Source organism: Coprococcus sp. AF51-11b1, assembly GCF_027682785.1.
Lineage (GTDB): Bacteria > Bacillota > Clostridia > Lachnospirales > Lachnospiraceae > Allocoprococcus > Allocoprococcus comes.
The window spans coordinates 83,418-109,241 of the sequence record NZ_JAQCZB010000010.1; the positions used below are offsets into that span (position 1 = coordinate 83,418).

The following is a 25,824-nucleotide window of genomic DNA, read 5'->3' on the forward strand; positions in this document are numbered from 1 at the left end:
ATGAATGAGCAGTCAGAAATCCGTAACCTGAAAGGAATCGGGGCAAAAACCGAGGAACTGTTTCACAAGATGGGAATTTTTACCATCGGCGATCTGCTCCGTTATTATCCCAGAGGATATGATGTATATGAAGAGCCGGTAAGCGTAGGAGAGTTGGAAGAAGGAAAGATCAGCACGGTAAAAGGTGTGATATACGGAAGAGTACAGGTTGGAGGAGGAAAGCGTATGCAGATTACGACAGCATACGTAAAAGATCTGACTGGTACTTTGAAGGTGATCTGGTTTCGTATGCCATTTCTGCGTAATACATTGAAGCAGGGAATGCCGGTTATCATAAGAGGACGGGTAGTTTCAAAAAAGGATCAGCTGATTATGGAGCATCCAGAGTTATTTTCACCACCGGATAGTTACGATAAAAAGTGTGGAACTCTTCAGCCAATTTATCCGTTAACTGCCGGTATGACGAACAATGCGGTAGCAAAAGCGGTTAAAGGTGCGATGGAATATCTGGATCTCGTCTCTGATGATCTACCGAAAGATCTGCGCCTTCGATATCATCTGGCTGAGTATAACTATGCGATCCGCGGGATACATTTTCCACTGGATAAGGCAGAATTCTACCATGCAAGAGAGAGACTTGTATTTGAAGAATTTTTAGTTTTCGTGCTTGCTCTTCGCAGGACGAGGGAGCGAAATGAGCGTGCCGAAAACGGATTTGTGATAAAAAGGCGGTCGGAAATCGACCGCTTTCTTGCAAATCTGCCATATGAACTGACCGGAGCGCAGAAGAGAGTCTGGGAACAGATTCAGGAAGAGATGTGCGGAAAGCTAGTGATGTCACGCCTGATCCAGGGGGATGTTGGCTCTGGTAAGACAATAGTAGCGCTTCTGGCTCTTCTTCTGGCGGCACTGAACGGTTATCAGGGCGCAATGATGGCTCCGACAGAAGTTCTGGCCAAGCAGCATTACGAATCAATCATAGAGATGCTGGAAAAGTATCAGATTCCGGTGAAAACCGAGCTCTTGACCGGGTCGATGACAGCAAAGGAAAAAAGGGAAGCTTATCAGAGGATTGCTGCGGGAGAAGTGCAGATTGTTCTGGGAACCCATGCACTGATCCAGGAGAAGGTGGAATACCAGAATCTGGCACTTGTTGTTACCGATGAGCAGCACCGATTTGGTGTCCGTCAGAGAGAGGCACTTGCCGGGAAAGGACAAATTCCTCATATTCTTGTAATGAGTGCGACACCGATTCCTCGAACACTGGCAATCATTTTATATGGAGATCTGGATATTTCGGTGATTGATGAACTTCCGGCAAACCGTCTGCCAATCAAGAACTGTGTGGTGGATACCAGTTACCGACCGACTGCTTACCGCTTTATGCAGAAGCAGGTCGCCGAAGGAAGACAGTGCTATGTGATTTGTCCGATGGTAGAAGAGAGCGAGGCAATGGACGCAGAGAATGTTCTTGACTATGCGCAGCTTCTGCAAAGTGAGATGGGTGACAAGATCCGGATCGCTGCGCTTCATGGGCGGATGAAACAGGCAGAAAAAGACGAGATCATGGGAGCATTTGCAAAGAATGAGATCCAGGTCCTGGTGTCGACAACAGTTATCGAGGTTGGTATCAATGTGCCGAATGCTACGGTGATCATGGTGGAGAATGCTGAGCGTTTTGGGCTGGCGCAGCTTCATCAGCTTCGCGGGCGCGTAGGACGTGGCAGACACCAGTCCTATTGTATTTTTATGAGTGGTTCGAAGGCGAAAGAGACAAAAAAACGACTTGAGATCCTGAACAAATCCAATGATGGATTTTTTATTGCGAATGAAGATCTGAAGCTTCGGGGACCAGGAGATCTTTTTGGAATCCGGCAAAGCGGATTAATGGATTTCCGGATCGGAGATGTGTTCCAGGATTCGGAGCTTCTGAAAAAAGCAGGAGAAGCATCGGGGGAAATCCTGAGGGAAGATCCACTGTTAGAAGGCGAAAAATATAAACTGCTTGGTGAAAAGCTTGCGGCATACATTTCGGGAAACAATCTGGAAACGACGTTGTAGATAAAAAGATAGTGGGCAAATTGTTCTGCCCACTATCTTTTTATTCATAAAACCAGTAAATAATAAATTTGTTAAGGGATGCTTCTTCACTGTATGAATAAGAAACCTGCCAAAGCCCATATAGCTCACCCAGGTATCCTGCACCTTCTTCCATGAGGGTTTCGTGCATTTCATCCACGACCTCCTGATAGACTGCATCATCTGACATTTTAAATATCGTATAAGCCTCCTGGCTCTCAATCGATCTGGCGATCACTTCTCGCAACATACCAGGCTCATAGGTATCATAATACATGCCGTTCAGCTGATAATAGTTCAGATTTTCAGACTGACATGACGGATATACATAGTCCGTGCTGATCATATGTGTTTTTTCTAGCTCTTTTTCACTGCAGCAGAGATAATCGTAAGCAATCAGGTTCGGTATCTGATAGCCATTATCTTCGCCGAGAAAAATCGGATCTCCCCAGGTTGCATCTACATAATAATACTGACCATTGCACTGAACAATATTCCATGCATGGTCTGCGACGCCTCCATTTGGATCTGTAGTCTGTCCGGTTACATAGATACAGTAAATACCCAGTTGTTGCAGCAGATACTGGCAGCTTTTTGCATAGCCGGCACAAACCGATCTTTTTCCGACAAGAGCACTGTAAATATTCTGGTTATCCGGTGCATCAAGATCATAATCTACGTTATCTATGAGATAGGTGTAAATGTATTTTATCTTTTCGTATTCATCTGAAAGGTCTGAAATGCCAGAAAGACAGGTGGTTCTTGCCGATTCAATCTCCTGATTCCGTTGTTCTTTTTCTTCTCCCTCATAAAGATAATTGGGTTCTATTACTACATATTGGCTCTGTCCTTCAGACTGAGAATATTCTGTGGAAGTTGCATTTCCATCACACCAGAAAATTTCCGGCCTGTCATTTAACACATTCTGAAATACTTCATTTGCAGTATTCGCGTTGCTGCAATGCAGATAAATTTCTTTTTTATTTTCCTGGATACCCTGAAGAATTTCCCGGTAAACCGTTTGCTCTTCATCAGAAAGCTGTTCATAGTAGAATTCTCCGGTAACCTCTGCATCCGTAATTTTTTCCTGTTCATAAGGGACTTCTTCCGGCGCGGAACTCTCTGCTTTCGGAGTGGCTGACATTTGTCTGCCGATCAGGATTCCTCCGGATATAAGACAGAGACAGCCAAGTCCCAAAAGAATGAACGAAAAAAATTTCCCTGTTTGATGCATCTTTTTTCGCATAATCTATTTAATTCCTCCAAATACTCATCTGTATGTTTCATCATAACATACCCTTCATTTTTGCACAACACGGACATTTTTTACATATAATGTTTCTGACAGTATAAAAAGCCTTGAGGATATCAGCTATGAGATTTTTGAAAGCCATGCAGACTTCTGATCGGGGGAATTTGCAGATACAGATTACTTCGTCTATTGATTCTTTTCCTGTTCCAGATGCGTCAATCCGTATTTCCTATACAGGTATTCCTGAAAACACACTGGAAGAACTGACAACCGATAGCTCCGGACAAAGTGAAACCATTGAGCTTGACGCACCGCCTGTGGAGTATAGCCTGGATGTAACAAATGAAGAACAGCCATATGCGGAATATACCCTGGAAGTAAACGCTCCGGGATTCGAGTCGGTCAACATCGCAGGAACGGAAATACTGGCCGGTGTGACGGCAATTCAAAAGATTCGTCTGCGTCCACTTGTCACGGAAGACCAGACTCCGGATATCTTTGTGATTCCTGCACATACTCTGTACGGTGTGTATCCGCCGAAAATCCCGGAAAACGAGATCAAGCCGGTAAACGAAACTGGTGAGATTGTGCTAAGCAGAGTTGTCGTGCCGGAATACATTGTTGTTCACAATGGCTCACCACGCGATTCTACCGCACAGAATTATTATGTAAAATATAAAGATTATATCAAAAATGTTGCTTCCAGTGAAATCTATGCAACCTGGCCGGAAAATACGATCCGGGCAAATGTACTGGCAATCATGTCTTTTACGCTGAACCGGGTTTACACCGAATGGTATCGCAATCAGGGCTATGATTTCACAATTACATCTTCTACGGCTTTTGATCACAAATGGATTCCGGAACGAAATGTTTTTGACTCCATTTCTACAGTGGTGGACGAACTGTTTGCAGATTATCTTTCCAGACCGAATGTAAGGCAGCCGATTCTGACACAATACTGTGACGGAAGACAGGTTCAGTGTCCGAACTGGATGACCCAATGGGGTTCTAAAGCACTTGGTGATCAGGGGTATTCTCCGTCGGAAATCCTCCGCTATTATTACGGAGATGATATTTACATCAATACCGCTGAAGAAATTTCAGGCATTCCGTCTTCATGGCCAGGGTATACCCTTTCCCAGGGCTCTTCTGGTACAAAAGTCCGGCAAATGCAGGAACAGCTAAATGTCATTGCCGGTGCATACCCGGCAATTCCGAAAATCACAGTTGACGGTATTTATGGTCCGGCAACAGCATCGTCCGTCAGAAAATTTCAGTCGGTGTTCGGGCTTCCGGTAACCGGAACTGTTGATTACCGTACATGGTATAAAATTTCCGAAATTTATGTAGGTGTATCCAGAATTGCAGAATTGTCCTGACTTGGATTTTATATTATGATCTAAGTTTTCTCCCAAAGTCTGCTTTTATGCAAAGAATACCAAATGTGTCATGCTTCAGTTTAAAATGTTTCATACTCATCTGGTGCAGATTACTGCAAAATAAAAAATGCTAAAATTAACAAAACCTCCCAGTGTAATCTGAATTTATTCTCCATATACTAGGAGCGTAACACAAAACAAAATGTTACAAAAAAGGAGGAAATGAATATGGCAAGTCGTTCATCAAACAGAGCAGCCGTGCCAGAAGCAAAAGGTGCACTGGACAAATTTAAATACGAGGTTGCAAGCGAACTGGGAGTACCGTTATCAGATGGGTACAACGGAGACTTAACTTCAAGACAGAACGGATCTGTCGGAGGTTATATGGTCAAGAAAATGATCGAAGAACAGGAAAAACAGATGTCCGGTCGATAGGGACAGTCAGTGAAGGTATCACAGGCATTTCTGCCGGATACAAAAAGGGAATGTCTGATAAACAGGCACTCCCTTTTTCTCTGATCACTAAGCTGGAAATCGGACTTGAACCGACGACCCCTTCATTACGAGTGAAGTGCTCTACCGACTGAGCTATTCCAGCATTCGTACTGCTTTTGCAGTCACGAATTATATTATATCAAATTTTTGAATAAAAGCAACTCTTTTTTAAAAAAATTACACTTTAAAATAAACATAAAAAATAGGTATTGAAATCTGTAACCAGATATGGTAAACTTTTTACAATTTGAGAAAGTGTGGGCGCTCTGGAATTGAAAAGACTCCAAGAGTGCCCCTTTTTTGAGAATAAAAGAGTATTACGAAGGGATAAGGTGAACATATGAAAGCGTTTCTAATTTTAGAAGACGGAACTGTGTTTGAAGGCACAAGCATCGGCTCAACAAAAGATATGATTAGTGAGATTGTATTCAATACTTCAATGACTGGATACTTAGAGGTGCTGACAGACCCTTCTTACGCCGGACAGGCCGTTGTCATGACATATCCGCTGATCGGAAACTATGGTATTACACCGGATATGGAGTCCAAGAAGGCGTGGCCGGATGGTTATATTGTAAGAGAATTGTCCAGAATGCCAAGCAACTTCCGTTGTGAAGGTACAATTCAGGATTTCCTGAAAGAACAGGATATTCCGGGAATTGCAGGAATTGATACCAGAGCACTTACCAAAATCCTCCGCGAAAAGGGTACAATGAATGGTATGATCACAACGAATGAAAATTACAATCTGGACGAGGTACTTCCGAAACTTCATGCATACAAAGTAGGAGATGTAGTTTCCAAAGTAACTTGCAGTGAAAAATATGTATTAGAAGGCAATGGACCAAAAGTTGCATTGATGGACTTTGGTGCTAAGAACAACATTGCAAGATCTTTAAATGATCGTGGATGTGAAGTTACCGTTTACCCGGCAAATACACCTGCAGAAGAGATCATTTCCGCAAATCCGGACGGTATCATGCTGTCGAACGGACCTGGCGATCCGGCGGATTGCACTTCCATTATTAAAGAAATCAGAAAATTATACGACTCAGATATCCCGATCTTTGCAATCTGTCTGGGACATCAGCTGATGGCACTCGCCAACGGTGGTAAGACCTATAAGTTGAAATACGGACACAGGGGCGGGAACCATCCGGTAAAAGATCTGCAGACAGGAAGAGTTTATATTTCTTCCCAGAACCATGGGTATGCTGTAGATGCTGATAGTATTCCGGAAAGCGTTGCAGTACCTGCATTTGTGAACGTCAATGACAAGACAAACGAAGGAATGTCATACGTTGGAAAGAATATTTTTACAGTACAGTTCCATCCGGAAGCTTGCCCGGGACCACAGGATTCTGGTTACTTGTTTGACAGATTTATGGATATGATGGGAGGAACAAAATAATGCCAAGAAATAAAGACATAAAGAAAGTATTAGTTATTGGTTCCGGTCCAATCGTAATCGGACAGGCAGCAGAATTTGACTATGCCGGAACACAGGCATGCCGTTCACTGAAGGAAGAAGGACTTGAAGTTGTACTTCTGAATTCGAATCCGGCAACGATCATGACAGACAAAGATATTGCAGACCGCGTTTATATCGAACCACTTACGGTAGAAGTTGTAGAACAGCTGATCCTTAAAGAAAAACCGGACAGCGTACTTCCTACCCTTGGAGGCCAGGCCGGACTGAACCTTGCAATGGAGCTGGAAGAAGCAGGATTCCTTAAGGAACATAATGTGAGACTGATCGGTACAACGGCGGAAACCATCAAGAAAGCAGAAGACCGTCTGGAATTTAAAGATACCATGGAAAAGATCGGTGAGCCGGTTGCAGCTTCACTGGTCGTTGAAAATATAGAAGATGGTGTCGCGTTTGCAGATAAGATCGGATATCCTGTTGTTCTTCGTCCGGCATATACCCTCGGCGGAAGCGGTGGTGGTATCGCACATGATCAGGAACAATTGGAAGAAATCCTTGAGAACGGACTCCGTCTGTCACGTGTAGGACAGGTTCTTGTAGAACGCTGCATTGCAGGATGGAAAGAAATCGAGTACGAAGTAATGCGAGATAGTGCTGGAAACTGTATTACTGTATGTAATATGGAAAATATTGATCCGGTCGGAGTTCATACCGGTGACAGTATCGTTGTTGCACCTTCCCAGACTCTTGGAGATAAAGAATATCAGATGCTGCGTACTTCGGCACTGAATATCATTACAGAACTGAATATTACTGGTGGATGTAACGTACAATACGCATTAAATCCAGACTCTTTTGAATATTGTGTAATTGAGGTAAACCCGCGTGTAAGCCGTTCTTCTGCACTGGCTTCCAAAGCGACAGGATACCCGATCGCAAAAGTTGCTGCAAAGATTGCCCTTGGATATACACTGGACGAGATCAAGAATGCAGTTACAAAGAAAACTTATGCAAGTTTCGAGCCAATGCTTGACTACTGTGTTGTTAAGATGCCAAGACTTCCATTCGATAAATTTATCAGTGCAAAGAGAACATTGACGACACAGATGAAGGCTACCGGAGAAGTTATGAGTATTTGCGATAACTTTGAAGGAGCTCTTATGAAAGCGATCCGTTCTCTGGAGCAGCATGTAGACTGCCTGCTTTCTTATGATTTTTCAGCGCTTTCCAAAGAAGAAATTCTGGAAAAACTGGAAATCGTAGATGACCGCAGAATCTGGATGATCGCAGAAGCAGTCCGTAAAGGAATTTCATATGATGAGATCCATGCAATCACAAAGATCGACAAATGGTTCATCGACAAGATTGCGATCCTTGTTGAGATGGAACAGGCTCTGAAGACACAGGAACTCACGCCGGAACTTCTGAAAGAAGCAAAACGTATTGAATTTCCGGATAATGTTATTGCACGCCTGACTGGAAAAGATGAGAGAGAAATCCACAATATGCGTCATGCGAACGGAATCGTTGCAGCATACAAGATGGTTGATACCTGTGCGGCTGAGTTCGCGGCAGAGACCCCATATTATTATTCTGTATTCGGAAGCCAGAACGAAGTAGAAGAGACTTCCGGCAAAAAGAAAGTTCTAGTACTTGGATCAGGACCGATCCGTATCGGACAGGGTATCGAGTTCGACTTCTGTTCTGTACATTGTACATGGGCATTTGCAAAAGAAGGATACGAGACTATTATCGTAAATAACAACCCGGAAACTGTAAGTACCGATTTTGATATCGCAGATAAGCTGTATTTCGAACCACTTACTCCGGAAGATGTAGAGAGCATTGTAGACCTGGAAAAACCGGACGGAGCAGTTGTTCAGTTTGGTGGACAGACTGCGATCAAATTAACAGAATCCCTGATGAAGATGGGAGTGCCGATTCTTGGAACTTCCGCAGAAGATGTAGATGCCGCAGAGGACAGAGAGCTCTTTGACGAGATCCTTGCACAGTGCAATATTCCACGTCCGAAGGGAGATACAGTATTTACCGCTGAAGAAGCAAAAGAGGTTGCCAACCGTCTCGGATATCCGGTACTGGTTCGTCCTTCTTATGTACTTGGCGGACAGGGAATGCAGATTGCAATCAACGATCATGATATTGATGAATTTATCGGAATCATCAACCGTATTGCACAGGATCACCCGATTCTGGTTGATAAATATCTGGTCGGTAAAGAAATTGAGGTCGATGCAGTATGTGACGGAACAGACATTCTGATCCCTGGTATTATGGAACATATTGAGCGTGCCGGAATCCATTCTGGTGACAGTATTTCTGTATATCCTGCGCAGAGCATTTCGGAAGTGACAAAGCGTAAAATTGAAGAATATACAAAGCGTCTTGCAAAAGCTCTTCACGTAATTGGTATGATCAATATCCAGTTTATCGTATGTGGCGAAGATGTATATGTAATTGAAGTTAATCCACGTTCAAGCCGTACGGTTCCTTATATCAGTAAGGTAACAGGTATACCGATCGTTCCACTTGCAACAAGAGCGATCATTGGACACAAGATCAAAGAAATGGGTTACACACCGGGACTTCAGAAAGAAGCTGATTATATTGCAATCAAGATGCCGGTATTCTCATTTGAGAAGATCCGTGGTGCAGATATCAGCCTTGGACCGGAAATGAAGTCTACAGGTGAGTGTCTGGGAATTGCAACTACATTTAACGAGGCACTTTACAAAGCGTTCCTTGGAGCTGGAATCAACCTTCCAAAATATAAGAACATGATCATGACTGTTCGTGATGAGGATAAGGGAGAGGCTGTCGAGATCGGACGCAGATTTGAGGCACTTGGCTACCGCATCTTTGCAACACGCGGTACAGCTGATGCATTAAAAGAAGGTGGCGTAAAAGCAATTCCGGTCAATAAGATTGAGCAGGAATCACCGAACCTGATGGATCTGATCCTTGGACACGAGATCGACCTTGTAATTGATACTCCTCCGCAGGGAGCAGATCATGCACGAGATGGATTTGTAATCCGTCGTAATGCAATCGAGACAGGTGTTAATGTACTGACAGCTATGGATACGGCAAGAGCACTTGTGACAAGTCTGGAAAATACAGATATCCGTCAGCTTACACTGATTGATATTGCGAAAGTTGAATAAGATGTTATGAATACGGACAGGCAGGGATTGGATTCTCTGCCTGTTTGTGTTATGGAAAATGCAGGGACGAGACGGACGCTACAGTGGCAAAAGAATGTGAAGCTGTGTAGAGGATTTCGGATATTGGCTGGAATTGCGGGGAAGGAGTTCGGTAGTGTGAAAACTATTGTATGTGTGGATAACCGGATGGGGATTTGTTTTAATGGCAGGAGAGTGAGCCGGGACCGGATGGTGTCAGAGGATATTCTTGAGATGACGAGAGGGAATGTGCTCTGGATGGCGCCGGAGGCAGATAAGCTTTTTAAAGAAGTCTTTAAAGCAAAAGAAGAGGTATGCCGGGAAACTGGGACTGGGAAGAAAATACAGGACGCAGGGCGACTGGAGGATGAAAAAATGTGGAAGGTTGACCGGAATTTTCTGGAAAAGGCAGAAGAAGAGGATTTCTGTTTTGTTGAGGGGGAGAATCTGGCTGGATATGAGGGGAAGATTACAGAGATTGTTCTGTATAAATGGAACCGGGATTATCCGGCAGATGTATTTTTTGAGGTAGATTTAAGCAAGTGGAGACTGGAAGAGAGAAAAGATTTTTCCGGTTACTCCCATGAGAAGATTACAAAAGAAATTTACAACAGGCAGGGATTGCTATGAAGAAGAAAATTGGGAAAATGAGAGGTGTGCTGCTTCTGACGTTTGCATTGTTTCTGACAGCGTGTGGCACAGGTGGAGCAGATGCGCAAAGTGCATCATATGGAAACAGTCAGGCAGCAGTAGTTGAAAGGCAGTCGGGTAGCGGAGAAAATGAATCGACAGCAGGTGGCAGCCAGGATCCGGTGAGCGCTACATTGGATAATATTCCGGCATACAGCGGAACACCGTATGTAGTGATTGACGATAATGAACCGGATTTTACCGAAGATGAGCTGACAGATCAGTCTTATGAAAGCTACAGTGATCTGGATGAGCTGGGACGATGCGGCGTTGCCGTGTCCAACATTGGGACAGATCTGATGCCGACCGGGAAAAGAGGAAAGATTGGACAGGTGAAACCGTCCGGGTGGCAGACAATAAAATTTGACAATGTGGATGGAAAATATCTTTACAACCGTTGTCATCTGATAGGCTATCAGCTGACGGCAGAAAATGCAAACGAAAAGAATCTGATTACAGGAACCCGCTATATGAATGTGGATGGGATGCTGCCATTTGAAAATATGGTTGCCGACTACATCAAAGAGACAGATAATCATGTAATGTATCGTGTCACACCGGTATTTGAAGGGGAGAATCTGGTTGCATCCGGAGTTTTAATGGAAGCAGAATCAGTGGAGGATCATGGAGAAGGTGTGAAATTTAATGTGTATGTCTATAATGTACAGCCGGGAATTACGATTGATTATGCAACGGGAAAGGCAGTGCTTTCCGATACGGATGCGTCAGCGGGTACGGGAAAAACCAGTGGAAATACAGAGAAAAAGATGTATGTGTTGAATGAAAATACAAAGAAGTTCCATACGCCGGAGTGCTCAGGAGTAAAAGATATCAAAGAAGGAAATAAAAAAACATTTACAGGTTCAAGAGAAGAACTGACTAAAGAGGGGTATAGCCCGTGCGGGAGATGTAAACCGTAAGAGGAAAATAAAAGAAAAACTGCATATTCTGCAAAAAATATAAAACAAACGGGAGATTTTTAAACAAAATCTCCCGTTTTCTGCTATAATAGAAAACATACTTAATGAATATACATTAGAGGAAATGTGTAAAAGAAAAAGGAGGAACTTTCTCATGAATACTTATCATATGGGAACAAAATGCGTGCAGGGAGGATATACACCTGGAAATGGAGAGCCGAGACAGGTTCCGATCATTCAGTCTACGACATTCAAATACAATACAAGTGAAGATATGGGAAAATTATTTGATCTGGAGGCATCCGGATATTTCTACACCCGTCTGCAGAATCCGACTAACGACCACGTAGCGGCAAAGATCGCGGCGATGGAAGGCGGAACAGCTGCAATGTTGACTTCTTCCGGACAGGCAGCGAATTTCTTTGCTATGTTCAATATCTGTGAAGCAGGAGATCATATTGTGGCTTCCTCTTCGATTTATGGTGGAACCTTCAATCTGATCAGTGTGACAATGAAGAAAATGGGAATTGACGCAACATTTGTTTCTCCGGATGCAACAGAAGAAGAATTAAATGCGGCATTCCAGCCAAATACAAAGCTGATGTTTGGTGAGACGATTGCCAATCCGGCACTTACTGTTCTGGATATTGAGCTTTTTGCAAAGGTTGCGCATGCGCATAGTGTACCGCTGATCGTGGATAATACCTTCCCGACACCGGTCAACTGTCGTCCGATCGAATGGGGAGCAGATATTGTGACACATTCGACTACAAAATATATGGACGGACATGGAGCAGCAGTCGGTGGAGCAATCGTAGACAGTGGTAAATTTGACTGGATGGCTCATGCAGATAAATATCCCGGACTTTGCACACCGGATGAAAGCTATCATGGAATTACCTATGCTGAGAAATTCGGAAAAGAAGGCGCATTTATCACAAAATGTACTTCTCAGTTGATGCGTGATCTCGGATCGATCCAGGCACCACAGAATGCATTTATCCTGAATCTCGGACTGGAATCTCTTCATGTGCGTATGCCAAGACACGTGGAGAACGGACAGGCTGTGGCAGAATTTCTGGAGCAGCACCCAAAGGTTGCTTATGTCAATTATCCGGGACTTCCATCTAACAAATACTATGAAAGAGCAAAGAAATACATGCCAGACGGGGGCTGTGGAGTGGTATCTTTCGGATTGAAAGGTGGAAGAGAAGCTGCTTCCGTATTCATGCAGAATCTGAAGCTTGGAGCGATTGAAACCCATGTGGCAGATGCGAGAACCTGTTGCCTGAACCCGGCAACATCCACACATCGCCAGATGAATGATGAGCAGTTAAAAGAAGCAGGAGTTCCGGCAGAACTGATTCGCATCAGTCTGGGACTTGAAGATAAAGAGGATCTGATCGCAGATATTTCTGCGGCACTTGACGCAATTCAATAATCGTGTCACAATGACAGATAAAGAAATCTGATCAGACAGGAGGAAAAGAGTCATGACAAAGAAATCAGAAAGACAACCAATCAAAGCAGATAATGTAGCGGGTGGCGCAGGCTATATCCTGAAGGAAGAACTGATCAAAGGTGAACAGCTCGGCGCGTACTGCAAGATGTTCAATGAAGTAACGTTAAAACCTGGATGTGAGATCGGATATCATGAGCATCATGGAGAGACTGAGACTTACTATCTGACAAAAGGGGCAGGCATTTACAATGATAATGGCAAAGAATATCCGGTGGAAGTTGGTGATGTGACTTTCTGCGCAGACGGAAATGGACATGGCATCAAGAATGCGGGGAAAGAAGATCTTGTGTTTGTGGCGCTTATTTTGAAAGAATAGTGTGAAGAGGGACGGATCCTGGCGCAAATGATATTGATCGTCACCTATGAAACTGTCACTGGCAGTTTCATACGGATGCATGGCAACTCCGAAGCTTGTACAAAAAAGGGGATGATGTTCGTGTGAACACGGACACCACCCCTATTTTTGTGCGCTCTTAGCCACAACGATTCAATCTCATTTGCGCCGGGATCCTGTGCTGCTCAAAATTTTTAGAAATAAGAGTTGGCGATTTAGTGAATGGTCTTCTTGTGGGGATAGGAAACATTATGCAAAGAAATCCTGTATTCCTTGAAGCAGTCTCTTATTATCTTCCGGAGCCATAATGCAGAACCGGAAGTATTCCCCGCCCAGTTCTTTGAAGCTGGAGCAGTCTCTCACCATCAGACCCTGCTTGATCAGAAATTCAAACACATCCGCAGAAGTAACTCCCTCTTTTTCAATCTTTACCAGTACAAAATTCGCATAAGCAGGATACACAGTCAGCACATTGATTTTGGAGATTTCAGTGCACATTTTGTCTCGCTCGGAGAGGATCAGATCCCGTGTTTTCCGGATATACTCCTGATCCTGGAGCATTTTCTCACCAGCGTAAGCGCCGAGGCTGTTCAGACTCCATGGGTTCTGCATCAGCAGAAGATCCTGAAGAAACTGGCTGTTACTGGTTGCACCGTAGCCGAGGCGGAGACCAGGTGCGGCATAAAATTTGGATACGCCACGGAGAATCATCAGATTATCAAAACTGCTGATCAGAGACATGGAAGAAATTTCATTAATATCCGGTGCAAATTCAACGTAAGTCTCATCGATCATCAAGAAAGAGCCAGCCTCCCGGCAGCAGTCCAGAATGGTCTGGATCTCAGGCATTTTGAGAGCGGACGAAGTCGGATTGTTCGGGTTACATAATATCACCAGATCATAGCCCTTCCTGATTTCTTCGCAGAAGGCATGGATATCAAGATGGAACAGATCTGACTCTTTTAACAGGTAAGTATGGATGGAACTTCCCACCAGATCCAGTTCACGTCCATACTCGGAATAAGTTGGTCCAAGAACCAGCGTTTTTTGTGGTTTCCGTGTCTGGATCAGGAGAGAGATCAGCTCGGTAGAACCATTTCCGACGATTACATGTTCCGGTAAAATCTGGCAGTAATCGGCAATCACTTTCTTCAAAGTAGTGTAATTTCGGTCCGGATAACTACTGAGAAGATCCAGATGTGCAGCAAGATCTTTTTTCAGGTTTTTGGATAATCCAAGTGGGTTGACATTGGCTCCAAAGCAGACGATCTCGTCCACCGGTACATGATAAAATGCGGCGACAGCAGCGGTGTCACTTCCATGAAACTGCGGTTTTGCTTCCATAAATAGTATTCTCCTTTGTGTATAACAAAAATCTGTGAATTAAAAAAATCGGGTATTCCGCATTGCCTGATATGCAGAATAATGTTATAATTTATTATAATGTCTTTTTGAAAAAATGCAATGCAGAAGTAGGTGGCAAGCTTGAAGAATAAAATAAAAAAATTTTCCAAAGGAGATTTTCGAACTGTTCATCCGGAGATTGTACTGCCGGTAACGAATCTTGAGATGACGATCGGGGAAGGAGAGTCCTGCCAGGGAAGTTTCATTTTGAAGAACAGGAAAGAAGGAGATATCAGAGGACTTGTATATTCTTCTTCTTTTCGTATACATTTAGAAGAACAGGGATTTGAGGGCAACCCGGTGGAGCTCCGTTTTACTTATGATGGAAGTGGACTTGCTCCCGGGCATGTTGAACAGGGAAAGTTTACGATTGTATGTAATGGTGGAGAATTTGAGGTAAACTTTACTGCGATCATTGAAAAACCATCAGTCGAGACTTCCTGTGGAAGAGTACAGAATATCCGTGATTTTAAAAGGCTGGCGATGGAGAACTTTATTGAGGCACACCGTCTTTTCAGATCACGCGATTTTTATGACGTGATAAAGTATGAAGAGCCAAGGATAAAGGCACTTTATGATAATATTAGGAAATGGTCTCTCGGTGAGCAGGCGATGGAAGAATTTCTGGTCGGAATCAAACAGAAAGAATGTATTTTCCTGACAATGGGACGGAATCAGAGAACTTTCCGCAATTTAAAAGAAGCAACCCGTGAGATTATTCATTTTACAAAGAATACTTGGGGATTTATGCCGGTGAAGGTGCATGTGAGCGGTGATTTTATCCAGATTGGAAGGGATAACTTTACAACGGACGATTTTGTGGGAAATCTGTTTGATTTCAGTTATATCATTCATCCGGAAAAGGCTCATGCGGGAAATAATTATGGACAGATTGTTTTTGAAAGTCCGTATGAATCGCTGACCTATGAGGTAATGTTGGCCAATCACAAGGATCATGCAGAGAACAGACGTGTGGCAGATAAGACGATTGCATCAATCATAAAGGATTTCCTTGCGTGTAATGCGGAAGGAAAGAATCTGACAGCCTGGGCGGACGCAACAAGAGAAAAACTGAAGGGACTGGATATATATTCAGAAGACGGAGATGTTTATCCACTGTTTGATGCACATCTTAACCTGCTCTGTAAGGAGCCGGACAAGGCCAGTGGTATTCTGGATGATTACAATTACAGCCGTTTCTCAGTGAATAAGGATTCGGTCATTTCATCGTATTATCTGTATCTGACTGCGCTTTTGAGAAAATCAGGCAGCCAGGTTAACAAAGCAATTGAAGAACTGAATAAGGCATATATGAAAGAACCAACTTCATGGGAGCTTGTGTGTATGCTGATTGACATTGATCCGGAATATAAAAACTACAGCAAAAAATTACAGGTTCTGGAACGCCACTGCTGCAACGGTGCGAACCAGGTAATTCTGTACTGGCAGGCATACCGGTGTTTTCTGGAGAAGCCAACCTGTCTGAAAAAGCTCTCGGCATTTGAAGTACAGATTCTCAATTTTGCGCAGAAGCACGGAATTCTGACAAAGGAAATTGCGCTTTATATGGCGAACCTTGCATCCCAACAGCGGACTTATGATAAGAATCTGGATGTTGTGATGCAGAAGGTTTATCGGATTTTCCCGGATCCACAGATTCTGACAGCAATTTGTACCCATCTGATCCGTGGCAATCGGACAACACCGGAATGCTTCAAGTGGTATGCCTTGGCAGTAAAAGAAGATCTGAAGATTGCACAGCTTTTTGAATATTATATGATGACTGTGGATGACAAATATCTGGACAGACAGTTTCCAAAATCCGTATTACTTTACTTCCGACATGGAAATACACTGGAATATAAAAAAGCAGCGGTGTTGTATGCAAATCTGATTAACTGTGAGGAAGAAAGCAGTGAGCTTTACAGTGCTTACAGAGAGCAGATGGAACGGTTTGCCTGGATGCAGCTTGAGAATCGAAGGATCAATGATATTCTGCATATTATTTACAAACGCTGCTGTACTGAGCGGGATATGACACCGGAAAGAATCCGGGCAGTTTATGATATCTGCCATGCTTATGAGATTAAGACAACGGTAAAGAACATGGCGTTTGTCATGGTGATCGAGCCTGACGGAACGATCAGTCAGAAAGTACAGTACAGTGCGGATGGAGTGATTGTATATTTATACAATAAAGACGCACGGATTGTCTGGGAATCAAAAGACGGCCGCCATTACATTGATTCCATTCCATATGAGACTATGAGGATGTTCTATGAGAACCGGTATATGGAAATCTGCAAAAAATATCAGGAAGAGCATGAGGAAGAGGAACGGAAGAAAGAGAAAAAAGAACTGACCTGGGATATGCTTAGAGAGCACGGGCTGGAGATGGCAGATGAAAAAGAAGTGTTTAAAATGTGCAGTATGCGCCTGCGTGAAGAAGGTACGGAGGAGGATGATTTTCTTCTGGCATTATGCTTTGAACTGTTTCTGAAAGATCAGTATGATAAGCAGACGCTGTCTTATCTTGCTGAGTATTATTGTGGATCGACCCGTAATATGAAGAAACTCTGGCATGTGGCAAGAGATTATGATATTACAACCTACAAGCTTTCAGAAAGAATCATTACGCAGATGCTTTTCTCGGAAACTATGTTTGGTGAGGAAGAAATTTTTGCGGATTATTATGAAGGAAGAACGTATTTTCGTTTAAAGAGAGCATATCTTGCTTATGTTTCAAGAGAATATGTGGTGAACGGACGCCAGGTAAAAGGATGTATTTTTGTAATCATCGCAAATGAATACCGCAAAGAGGAAGATCTTCCGGATATCTGTAAGATCGCCCTGCTAAAATATTATTCCAGCAGGGAAGTGCATCAGGAACTGGAACCGATGCTACGGGAATTCCTGCGCGAAATGTGTGAAAAACAGCTGTATTTTTCTTTCTATTTGAAGTATCCGGAGAACTGGCTCAGAGAAGTGCAGCTTTATGATAAGACGATGATCGAATATCACGCAAAACCTGGAAGCAAAGTGGCAATTTCCTACCAGATACGGAAAGGCGAAAGTGATAATATGAATTATCAGGAAGAAATACTGCTTCCGGCATATGAAGACACTTATATCAAGAGCTTTATTTTGTTTGGTGATGAATCTCTGCGTTATTATTTTACAGAGACGAATAAGGATAAGGTGACGGTTACGGAAAAAAGTGACTATAAGCCACGTGAGGTGAGACCAATCGGAAAATTTGGAAGACTGAATGATATGACATCACTGAAGAATGAAGCACTGGCAATCGCGATGAAGGAATTTGCAACAGAAAAACAGCTTGCTGAGGATATTTTTGTTGCTTACTAAAGGAGGAAATACTTCATGACACATGGAAGTATTATAGGATATGACATCAATGCAAAGATGTGTCAGATCAGTTATTATAATGAAAAAACACAGGAACCGGAGACGGTGGATACCGGAATTGAAAAAGAGAACAATCAGATTCCTCTGGTGATGAACTATTATAAAGAGACCTGGACTTACGGAAGACAGGCAAGAAGGATGTCTACGGTAAGGGACAGTATCTGCGTGGAAGGGATCTGGGAGTGTGCGCTTGGCAATAGAAAAATTGAGGTAGACGGACAGGAATATGAAGGCGTCCAGCTGCTGGCGGATTTTGTAAAGTACACGTTGAACGGATTTGAAGAAATTGAAAGCATCACGTTTACAGTCCCGGAGAAAAACGAAGACATCCGCGTCTTGCTGAAGGGAATCGGACAGAAACTCGGAGTGGCAAAGGAAAATATTTATGTTCAGGACTACAAGGAAAGCTTCTGTCATTATATGTTTAACCAGCCGAAAGAATTATGGCAGTATGAAGCGGCACTTTTTTACTGTGACGAGGATGTGATCCGGGCATATATGTTGCGGGAACTGAAGAACAGTTCGCAGAAAAGCAGAGAAAGCTTTGTGACGGTGGACAAGGTGGCAGATGCACGTATGGAAGAACTGGAAGCAGTTTATCCGGTGCTGCATGTTGAGAAGGCAAAAGCGGCAGATGAGCATTTTAAACGTTTTATCCAGAGTGTATTCAACAAGAAGATGATCTCTTCTGTCTTTTTGACAGGAGATGGATTTGAAAATAACTGGTATCCGAATTCTCTGCGCGTTCTCTGTAACGGACGCCGTGCGTTTATGGGAAATAATCTGTACAGTAAAGGAGCGTGTTATACAGCGCAGCGCAGAAAAGAGGAACAGTCAGATGCACCAGTCTACCTGGATGAGACAAAACTGACCGAGCAGATTTCCGTGCGGATGCGCGTGAATGGAGAAGAAGGCTGGTACCCACTGGTATCCTGGGGCAATCACTGGTACGAATCAGACAGACAGTTCGAGGTGCTTCTTGGTGATACAGAGGATATTGAGATCCATGTAGATTCTCTGGTGACCGGCAGGCATCTTGTGGAGTCGGTTTCTCTGAAAGGTATGCCGGACCGGAAAAACTATGCGCTTCGTCTGAAAATTAGTACATTCTTCTCGGATGAAAAGACCTGTCATATTATTTTTGAAGATATGGGATTTGGCGAATTTTTTGCGCCATCAGGATTCCGGTTGGAGAAGATCATTGAATTAGGAGGCAGCAATGGGCAGTTTAATTCTTTGTCATAAGAAAAAGGCAAAACATCCCTATGAAATTTCGAGGATCCATACAAGGATCAGTACACTGGAAGAGCTGTGTTATTATCTGTGCAACAATCTGTATCTGATCGATTATACGATCATGAATGAGCAGCTCTGCAGATGGATCGCAGATGAACTGGAAATGCAGGATCTTGCAGTAAAGCTGGTGGAACTGATCCGGAATCATGGTTCCGTGGAGAAATTTGTGGTTCTTGTGCTACATGAATCCAGAATTTACACACCGGGTGAAATGGCACACATCCAGAATGTTCTGGAGAAACTCAAGAACCAGAAAGAAGTAGAACGTCAGAAATACAAAGCAGATAAGCTGATGGAAAGTGGAGAACTGGAATCGGCAATCCTGGTTTACATGTCGATCGTCAACGGAGAAAAGGATGATTCGGTAGATAAGCGTTTTTATGGTCGCGTGTCTGCGTGTCTTGCCGGAGCATATGGGAGAGCATTTCTGTATGAAGAGTCGGCGAGAATGTATGAGAAGGCGTATAAGATCTGTGAAGATAATAAAATGCTCGAAGGTTACCTGTATGCAAGTTCCAGATACATGCCGCAGGATGAATATCAGAAGATGGTCATGAGCAATGAAATCCTTTTGGAAATTGACAACAAACTTACAGAAAAGATAGAAAAAGTGAGAGAAAATATCAACATCGAACCGTCAAAGGAACTGTTTGAAGAATGGAAAAAAGAGTACAGAAGAGCATAGTGTACGGGAGAAAGTTCAAGGCTGTGTATTGATTTTCGGAAAATCATGTATTATACTCTCTATGTAAAAATTAAGCGGATACAACAAATAGGAGAAGACAAAACGATGAGCGAACTTGAAAGAGTAGAGACTGGTTTAGGTGAAGAATGTGGTGTATTCGGTGCCTATGATATGGATGGTGGCGATGTTGCGCCGTCAGTGTACTATGGTTTGTTTGCCCTTCAGCACAGAGGGCAGGAAAGCTGCGGAATTGCAGTGACAGATACCTATGGCAAGCGGAAAGTTCATTTCAGAAAGGGACTAGGACTAGTCAATGAAGTATTCGATGAGGAAGAACTTGGCAAATTAAAGGGAAACCTTGGCGTCGGACATGTGCGGTATTCGACAGCAGGGGGGACTCGTGCGGAAAATGCACAGCCACTGGTTCTGAATTATGTGAAAGGTACATTGGTGATTGCCCATAATGGTAATCTGACGAATGCGATCGAGCTTCGTCATGAACTGGAATATACCGGAGCAATCTTCCAGACAACGATTGATTCGGAAGTGATTGCCTATCATATTGCAAGAGAGCGTCTGAAGGTTTCAAAGGCAGAGGATGCGGTCAGGAATGCAATGAAGAAAATTGAAGGCGCATATGCACTGGTTGTATCAAGCCCGCGTAAGATGATCGGAGCGAGAGATCCATTTGGTCTCAAACCACTCTGTATCGGCAAGCGAGATAATACCTGGTTCCTGGCATCGGAAAGCTGTGCCCTTGCAGCAGTTGGTGCAGACTTTATCCGTGACGTGGAACCGGGAGAGATTGTCAGCTTTACAAAGCATGGAGTATCTTCGGACAAAAGTATGCAGATTCCACCTGAAAAGCAGGCACGTTGTATTTTTGAGTACATTTATTTTGCACGTATGGACAGCGTGATCGACAACATCAATGTATATCATGCAAGGATTGTTGCAGGAAAGGCTCTTGCACAGTCTTATCCGGTAGAGGCTGATCTGGTTGTCGGTGTGCCGGATTCCGGACTGGTTGCGGCAAAAGGATATTCGGAATATTCCGGAATCCCTTACGGTATGGCATTCCACAAGAACAGTTATGTAGGAAGAACCTTTATCAAGCCGAAACAGAGTCAGAGAGAGTCCAGTGTGAAGATCAAACTGAATGTTATTGAAGAGGTTGTACGGGGCAAGCGTATTGTTATGGTAGATGATTCCATCGTCCGTGGAACGACCTGTGCAAATATCATCAAGATGCTCAAAAAAGCAGGAGCAAAAGAAGTTCATGTAAGAATCAGTTCGCCACCGTTTTTACATCCTTGTTATTTTGGTACAGATGTACCGTCGAATGATCAGCTCATTGCTCATTCACATACAACGGAGCAGATCCGTGAAATGATCGGAGCAGATTCTCTTGGATATATGGAAATAGATAAGCTGAAAGACATGGTTGGAGATCTTGGATACTGCGATGCATGTTTTACAGGAAATTACCCGATGCGCGTTCCGGGAAAAGATATTTCCCACGCGTTTGAGTCAGAAGAATAGGGAGGATAAGACTATGGGATACGACAAGTATGTAAGTCCGCTTTCAGAGCGGTATGCCAGCAAGGAGATGCAGTATATTTTTTCTCCGGACATGAAATTTAAGACATGGAGAAAACTCTGGATCGCACTTGCAGAGACAGAAAAAGAGCTGGGGCTCAATATTACAGATGAACAGATCGCAGAACTGAAAGAGCATGCAGAGGATATCAATTACGATGTCGCAAAAGCGCGTGAAAAAGTAGTGCGCCATGATGTGATGTCTCATGTATATGCATATGGACAGCAGTGCCCGAAAGCAAAAGGGATCATTCATCTGGGAGCAACTTCCTGTTATGTAGGTGATAATACTGATATCATTATCATGGCAGAGGCTCTGAAACTTGTTAAGAAAAAACTGGTTAATGTTCTGGATGAACTTTCAAAGTTCGCAGATCAGTATAAAGATCTTCCGACACTTGCATTTACTCATTTCCAGCCAGCACAACCGACAACGGTTGGAAAGAGAGCAACTTTGTGGATGCAGGAATTTTCTATGGATCTTGCGGATCTTGATTATGTGCTTGGAAGCCTGAAACTTCTTGGATCAAAAGGAACAACCGGTACACAGGCAAGCTTCCTGGAACTTTTTGAGGGAGATCAGGAGACCATTGATAAGATCGATCCAATGATTGCTAAGAAGATGGGATTTGAAGCATGCTATCCGGTATCCGGACAGACCTATTCCCGTAAAGTGGATACAAGAGTTGTGAATGTTCTTGCCGGAATTGCAGCAAGTGCACACAAATTCTCCAATGACATCCGTCTTCTCCAGCATCTGAAAGAAGTGGAAGAGCCGTTTGAAAAGACACAGATCGGATCTTCTGCAATGGCATATAAGAGAAATCCAATGAGAAGCGAACGAATCGCATCTCTGTCCCGTTACGTGATGATTGATGCACTGAACCCGGCGATTACTTCTGCTACACAGTGGTTTGAACGTACTCTGGATGACTCTGCGAACAAGCGTCTGAGTGTACCGGAAGGTTTTCTTGCGATTGACGGTATTCTGGATCTGTGCCTGAATGTCGTTGACGGACTGGTTGTATATCCGAAAGTAATTGAAAAACGTCTGATGTCTGAACTTCCGTTCATGGCAACAGAGAATATTATGATGGATGCAGTAAAAGCTGGTGGAGACCGTCAGGAACTGCATGAAAGAATCCGTGAACTTTCGATGGAAGCAGGAAAGAATGTTAAAGAAAAAGGTTTGGACAACAACCTTCTTGAACTGATCGCGTCAGATGATGCATTTAATCTGAGTCTGGAAGATCTTCAGAAAACAATGGATCCATCCAAATATGTAGGACGTTCCAAAGAACAGGTCGAAGCATTCCTTAAGAATGTGATCCGGCCGATCCTGGATGAAAATAAAGAGCTGCTTGGTGTAAAAGCAGAGATCAATGTATAGAATAACTGAATAAACAGAATGGAAGAGCAGGAAGCAGATTTCCGGGTAAGACGGAAGATTGCTCCCTGCTTTTTATTTATGTTTCATGGTCTGAAAATAACTTCTTTGAAATATCAATATAGTAAAGAATTAATGCGTTCATCTGAAAGAATCTATAAATCCCATGGAAATGCATAGATATTAAATCGTCATTAATTAGACAATTTGACGAAAAATATGAAAACTGAGTTTTTGACAAACACAGAAAAGCGCGAAAAAACGCACTTATTTAGAACAAATTTATTATGTTATCGTAATAACATGGTGATAATACACAAAAAATAAATAAGTTAACTGAAAATATTGCATAAAAACTATAAATAGGTTATTATAGATTCAACAGATAAAAACTATAAGGGATGTCTATTAAAAAGGAGGGTTACCGTATGAGTATTAACGATTTAGTATTAAAGGTAAATGATGTCCTAACAGGATCGGTGCTGATCATAGCACTTGTAGGTATTGGCTTGCTGTTCACATTTAAGCTTGGATTTATCCAGATCCGTGGTTTTAAAGATGGATGGAACAGAACTTTTGGCGGACTTTTTAGCAAGAAAGGGGATGCCGGAAAAGACGGAATGTCTTCTTTCCAAGCACTTGCAACAGCGATTGCTGCTCAGGTTGGTACCGGTAATATCGCCGGAGCTGCAACTGCAATTGCAGTCGGTGGTCCGGGAGCAATCTTCTGGATGTGGATCAGCGCATTCCTCGGAATGTCAACGATCTTCGCAGAAGCGGTTATGGCTCAGAAGTTCAAGCAGGTCAGTGATGACGGAACCGTAACCGGTGGTCCGGTATATTACATACGAGGAGCATTTAAAGGAACGTTCGGAAAAGTTCTGGCAGCTATTTTTGCAGTCCTGATTATCTTTGCACTTGGATTCATGGGCAATGCAGTTCAGTCTAACTCAATCGCAGCATCATGGAACACTGCATTCGGAATTCCGAAGATTGCAATGGGTATTTTTGTAGCAGTTGTTTCTCTGTTTGTATTCACAGGTGGTATGAAGCGAATCGCAAAAGTTACTGAACTGATCGTGCCGATCATGGCAGCATTTTATATAGTAGGTTCTTTGATCGTAATTTTTGCAAACGTTACAGCAATCCCGGCAGCATTCCATGACATTATTGTCGGTGCGTTTAAACCGGCAGCAGTAGCAGGTGGTGCAATGGGCGCAACCTTGAAGCTTGCAGTACAGAAAGGTGTGGCAAGAGGTCTCTTCTCCAATGAAGCTGGTATGGGTTCTACACCACACGCACATGCAGTAGCAAAAGTAAAACATCCGGTTGAACAGGGCTTTGTAGCTATGATCGGTGTGTTCATTGATACATTCGTAATTCTTAACCTGACAGCACTTGTTATTATCACAACCGGTTCAAGAACGACTGGTCTTACAGGTGCACAGCTGAGCCAGTATGCTTTCTCTACATTATATGGTAAGTTCGGTGAGATCTTTATCGCGATCTGTATGTTATTCTTCGCATTCTCAACGATCATCGGATGGTATTTCTTCGGTGAAGCAAACATCCGTTACCTGTTTGGAGCAAAAGCTGTTAAAATTTACTCAATCATTGTATGTATCTGCGTAGCACTTGGATCACTTCAGGAAGTAGAACTTGTATGGAATATGGCAGACTGCTTTAACAGTATGATGGTTATCCCGAATGCGATTGCACTGGTAGCACTCAGTGGTCTTGTTAAGAAGACGCATGACGATTACTATAATAATTTCCTGCCAAATCAGAAAAAAGGCAAATAGATAATTTGTATAATAACTGAAAAATAGTTATAGAAAAAAACAATAAGAAATATACAAAAAAATCTATAAAAAGACTAGCATTTTGTATAAATGTGTGTTATAGTAATCATGTCAGCAAGAAAGATGCTGCAAAATGAATAAAAAGATGCAGTCAATTAGATAGTAGGTTGATATTTCCTGCGAGAGAATCATTTATAAAGATATTTGATAAATGGTCGCCGAAGATGCAAACCGTAGAGCAGTAAAGCTCGTTGAATGGTGAAACTTTCAGGCAAAAGGAACGGGAAAGGTACTACACTCTGAATCCGGAATTACCGAATTTACAAGGAGACAGAAAGGACGTTTAAAACAGAGAAATTGTTTTGGCGTCCTTTTTTGATACCAGATATATGTTAAAAATTATCTGGAGTATTTCAGACACAGGGAGTCAAAAAAGACCGCATAAACGGACAGGGGACGAAAGGAAGAAGCGGCTATGAATACTGGATTTATGATTATCACAAATAATCCACTGGTAAAAGAAAAACTGGGGGAAGAATATCATGTGGAATACGAAGAACTTTCTTATGAGGACACACTTAAAAAAGTTCAGAAGATGATCTTCCAGGGATACCGACTTTTGACACATCCGCTGTCCGGAAGCGTAAAACCGAATGAGACTCCATATAAGTCGGTTATGCTCTCGGAAACGCCGGAAGGCCTGGATGCACAGGCGATGCAGATCATTGCAAGCGCTATTCAGGCGTGCGGTAAATTTCAGTTTAAGTCTGATCTTTATAAACCTCAGGTTTATGCAGACTTTCAGCTTGTAGATTACACATTGATCTCAAGTGCTCTGCCGTCAGCGGAAAGCTGGCGCTAGAAAAAAGGCTGTAGAAGTACATGCGGTTTGGTGTACTTTTGAGCATACAACAAACACATT

At 43.0% G+C, this 25,824-nt stretch carries 18 protein-coding genes, 1 tRNA gene and 1 riboswitch; of the genes, 16 read left to right on the forward strand and 3 right to left on the reverse strand.

Translation table 11 applies throughout. The annotated features are described in order from the left end of the window. On the forward strand, positions 1-2,061 hold the full coding sequence (recG, locus tag PGY05_RS10845) for an ATP-dependent DNA helicase RecG (protein ID WP_270475898.1): 2,061 nt from the start codon (positions 1-3) through the stop codon (positions 2,059-2,061). A gap of 40 nt (positions 2,062-2,101) precedes the next feature. Here recG and PGY05_RS10850 read toward each other — a convergent pair whose 3' ends face one another. After that, on the reverse strand, positions 2,102-3,325 hold the full coding sequence (locus PGY05_RS10850) for a transglutaminase domain-containing protein (protein ID WP_195251228.1): 1,224 nt from the start codon (positions 3,323-3,325) through the stop codon (positions 2,102-2,104). Positions 3,326-3,453: 128 nt separating this feature from the next. On the opposite strand from PGY05_RS10850, the gene PGY05_RS10855 reads away from it, so the two are divergent. Further along, positions 3,454-4,713 carry a peptidoglycan-binding protein gene (locus tag PGY05_RS10855; protein ID WP_173691863.1) on the forward strand — a complete coding sequence of 420 codons (1,260 nt, stop codon included), beginning with the start codon at positions 3,454-3,456 and terminating at the stop codon, positions 4,711-4,713. A gap of 228 nt (positions 4,714-4,941) precedes the next feature. After that, positions 4,942-5,148 carry an alpha/beta-type small acid-soluble spore protein gene (locus tag PGY05_RS10860; protein ID WP_022220917.1) on the forward strand — a complete coding sequence of 69 codons (207 nt, stop codon included), beginning with the start codon at positions 4,942-4,944 and terminating at the stop codon, positions 5,146-5,148. 90 nt (positions 5,149-5,238) lie between these two features. Here the strand turns inward: PGY05_RS10860 and PGY05_RS10865 are convergent. Beyond that, positions 5,239-5,311, reverse strand: a tRNA-Thr gene (locus tag PGY05_RS10865). Between the two features lie 237 nt (positions 5,312-5,548). Here PGY05_RS10865 and PGY05_RS10870 point away from each other — a divergent pair. The 6 genes from PGY05_RS10870 to PGY05_RS10895 all read left to right on the forward strand — a co-directional run bounded on the left by PGY05_RS10870 (position 5,549) and on the right by PGY05_RS10895 (position 13,285). Continuing rightward, positions 5,549-6,619 carry a carbamoyl phosphate synthase small subunit gene (locus tag PGY05_RS10870; protein WP_055157847.1) on the forward strand — a complete coding sequence of 357 codons (1,071 nt, stop codon included), beginning with the start codon at positions 5,549-5,551 and terminating at the stop codon, positions 6,617-6,619. After that, on the forward strand, positions 6,619-9,819 hold the full coding sequence (gene carB, locus PGY05_RS10875; protein ID WP_270475903.1) for a carbamoyl-phosphate synthase large subunit: 3,201 nt from the start codon (positions 6,619-6,621) through the stop codon (positions 9,817-9,819). The genes PGY05_RS10870 and carB overlap by 1 nt, the downstream gene beginning before the upstream one ends. Before the next feature lie 156 nt (positions 9,820-9,975). Beyond that, positions 9,976-10,467, forward strand: a complete 492-nt coding sequence (locus PGY05_RS10880; protein ID WP_175305055.1) for a ribonuclease Z — start codon at positions 9,976-9,978, stop codon at positions 10,465-10,467. Next, a complete protein-coding gene (locus tag PGY05_RS10885; protein WP_270475904.1) occupies positions 10,464-11,447 on the forward strand; it encodes a DNA/RNA non-specific endonuclease in 984 nt (327 codons plus the stop codon). Before PGY05_RS10880 ends, PGY05_RS10885 begins: the two co-directional genes overlap by 4 nt. 154 nt (positions 11,448-11,601) lie before the next feature. Beyond that, complete coding sequence (locus tag PGY05_RS10890; protein ID WP_008375280.1) at positions 11,602-12,888, forward strand: O-acetylhomoserine aminocarboxypropyltransferase/cysteine synthase family protein; 1,287 nt, start codon at positions 11,602-11,604, stop codon at positions 12,886-12,888. A gap of 52 nt (positions 12,889-12,940) precedes the next feature. Further along, entirely contained in the window at positions 12,941-13,285 is a 345-nt protein-coding gene (locus PGY05_RS10895) for a cupin domain-containing protein (RefSeq protein ID WP_270475905.1), read from the forward strand. 267 nt (positions 13,286-13,552) lie between these two features. On the opposite strand, the gene PGY05_RS10900 is transcribed toward PGY05_RS10895, so the two are convergent. Further along, positions 13,553-14,647, reverse strand: a complete 1,095-nt coding sequence (locus tag PGY05_RS10900) for a pyridoxal phosphate-dependent aminotransferase (RefSeq protein ID WP_022220914.1) — start codon at positions 14,645-14,647, stop codon at positions 13,553-13,555. A 132-nt stretch (positions 14,648-14,779) separates the two neighbouring features. On the opposite strand from PGY05_RS10900, the gene PGY05_RS10905 reads away from it, so the two are divergent. From PGY05_RS10905 to PGY05_RS10935, 7 genes are all read left to right on the forward strand, one after another. Then, complete coding sequence (locus tag PGY05_RS10905) at positions 14,780-18,073, forward strand: DUF5717 family protein (RefSeq protein WP_270475906.1); 3,294 nt, start codon at positions 14,780-14,782, stop codon at positions 18,071-18,073. A 15-nt stretch (positions 18,074-18,088) separates the two neighbouring features. Next, complete coding sequence (locus PGY05_RS10910; RefSeq protein ID WP_008375290.1) at positions 18,089-19,378, forward strand: DUF5716 family protein; 1,290 nt, start codon at positions 18,089-18,091, stop codon at positions 19,376-19,378. Then, complete coding sequence (locus PGY05_RS10915; RefSeq protein WP_270475907.1) at positions 19,353-20,114, forward strand: hypothetical protein; 762 nt, start codon at positions 19,353-19,355, stop codon at positions 20,112-20,114. Before PGY05_RS10910 ends, PGY05_RS10915 begins: the two co-directional genes overlap by 26 nt. Positions 20,115-20,219: 105 nt before the next feature. After that, complete coding sequence (purF, locus tag PGY05_RS10920; protein WP_044999256.1) at positions 20,220-21,656, forward strand: amidophosphoribosyltransferase; 1,437 nt, start codon at positions 20,220-20,222, stop codon at positions 21,654-21,656. Positions 21,657-21,669: 13 nt separating this feature from the next. Continuing rightward, a complete protein-coding gene (gene purB / locus PGY05_RS10925) occupies positions 21,670-23,103 on the forward strand; it encodes an adenylosuccinate lyase (protein ID WP_044999258.1) in 1,434 nt (477 codons plus the stop codon). A gap of 425 nt (positions 23,104-23,528) precedes the next feature. Beyond that, positions 23,529-24,902: an alanine/glycine:cation symporter family protein gene (locus PGY05_RS10930; protein WP_022220910.1), complete on the forward strand. Its 1,374-nt coding sequence runs from the start codon at positions 23,529-23,531 to the stop codon at positions 24,900-24,902. Positions 24,903-25,070: 168 nt separating this feature from the next. Then, a riboswitch (glycine riboswitch) is annotated at positions 25,071-25,195 on the forward strand. Between the two features lie 197 nt (positions 25,196-25,392). Then, complete coding sequence (locus tag PGY05_RS10935) at positions 25,393-25,764, forward strand: GrdX family protein (RefSeq protein WP_330673001.1); 372 nt, start codon at positions 25,393-25,395, stop codon at positions 25,762-25,764. The last annotated feature ends 60 nt before the right edge of the window (positions 25,765-25,824 follow it).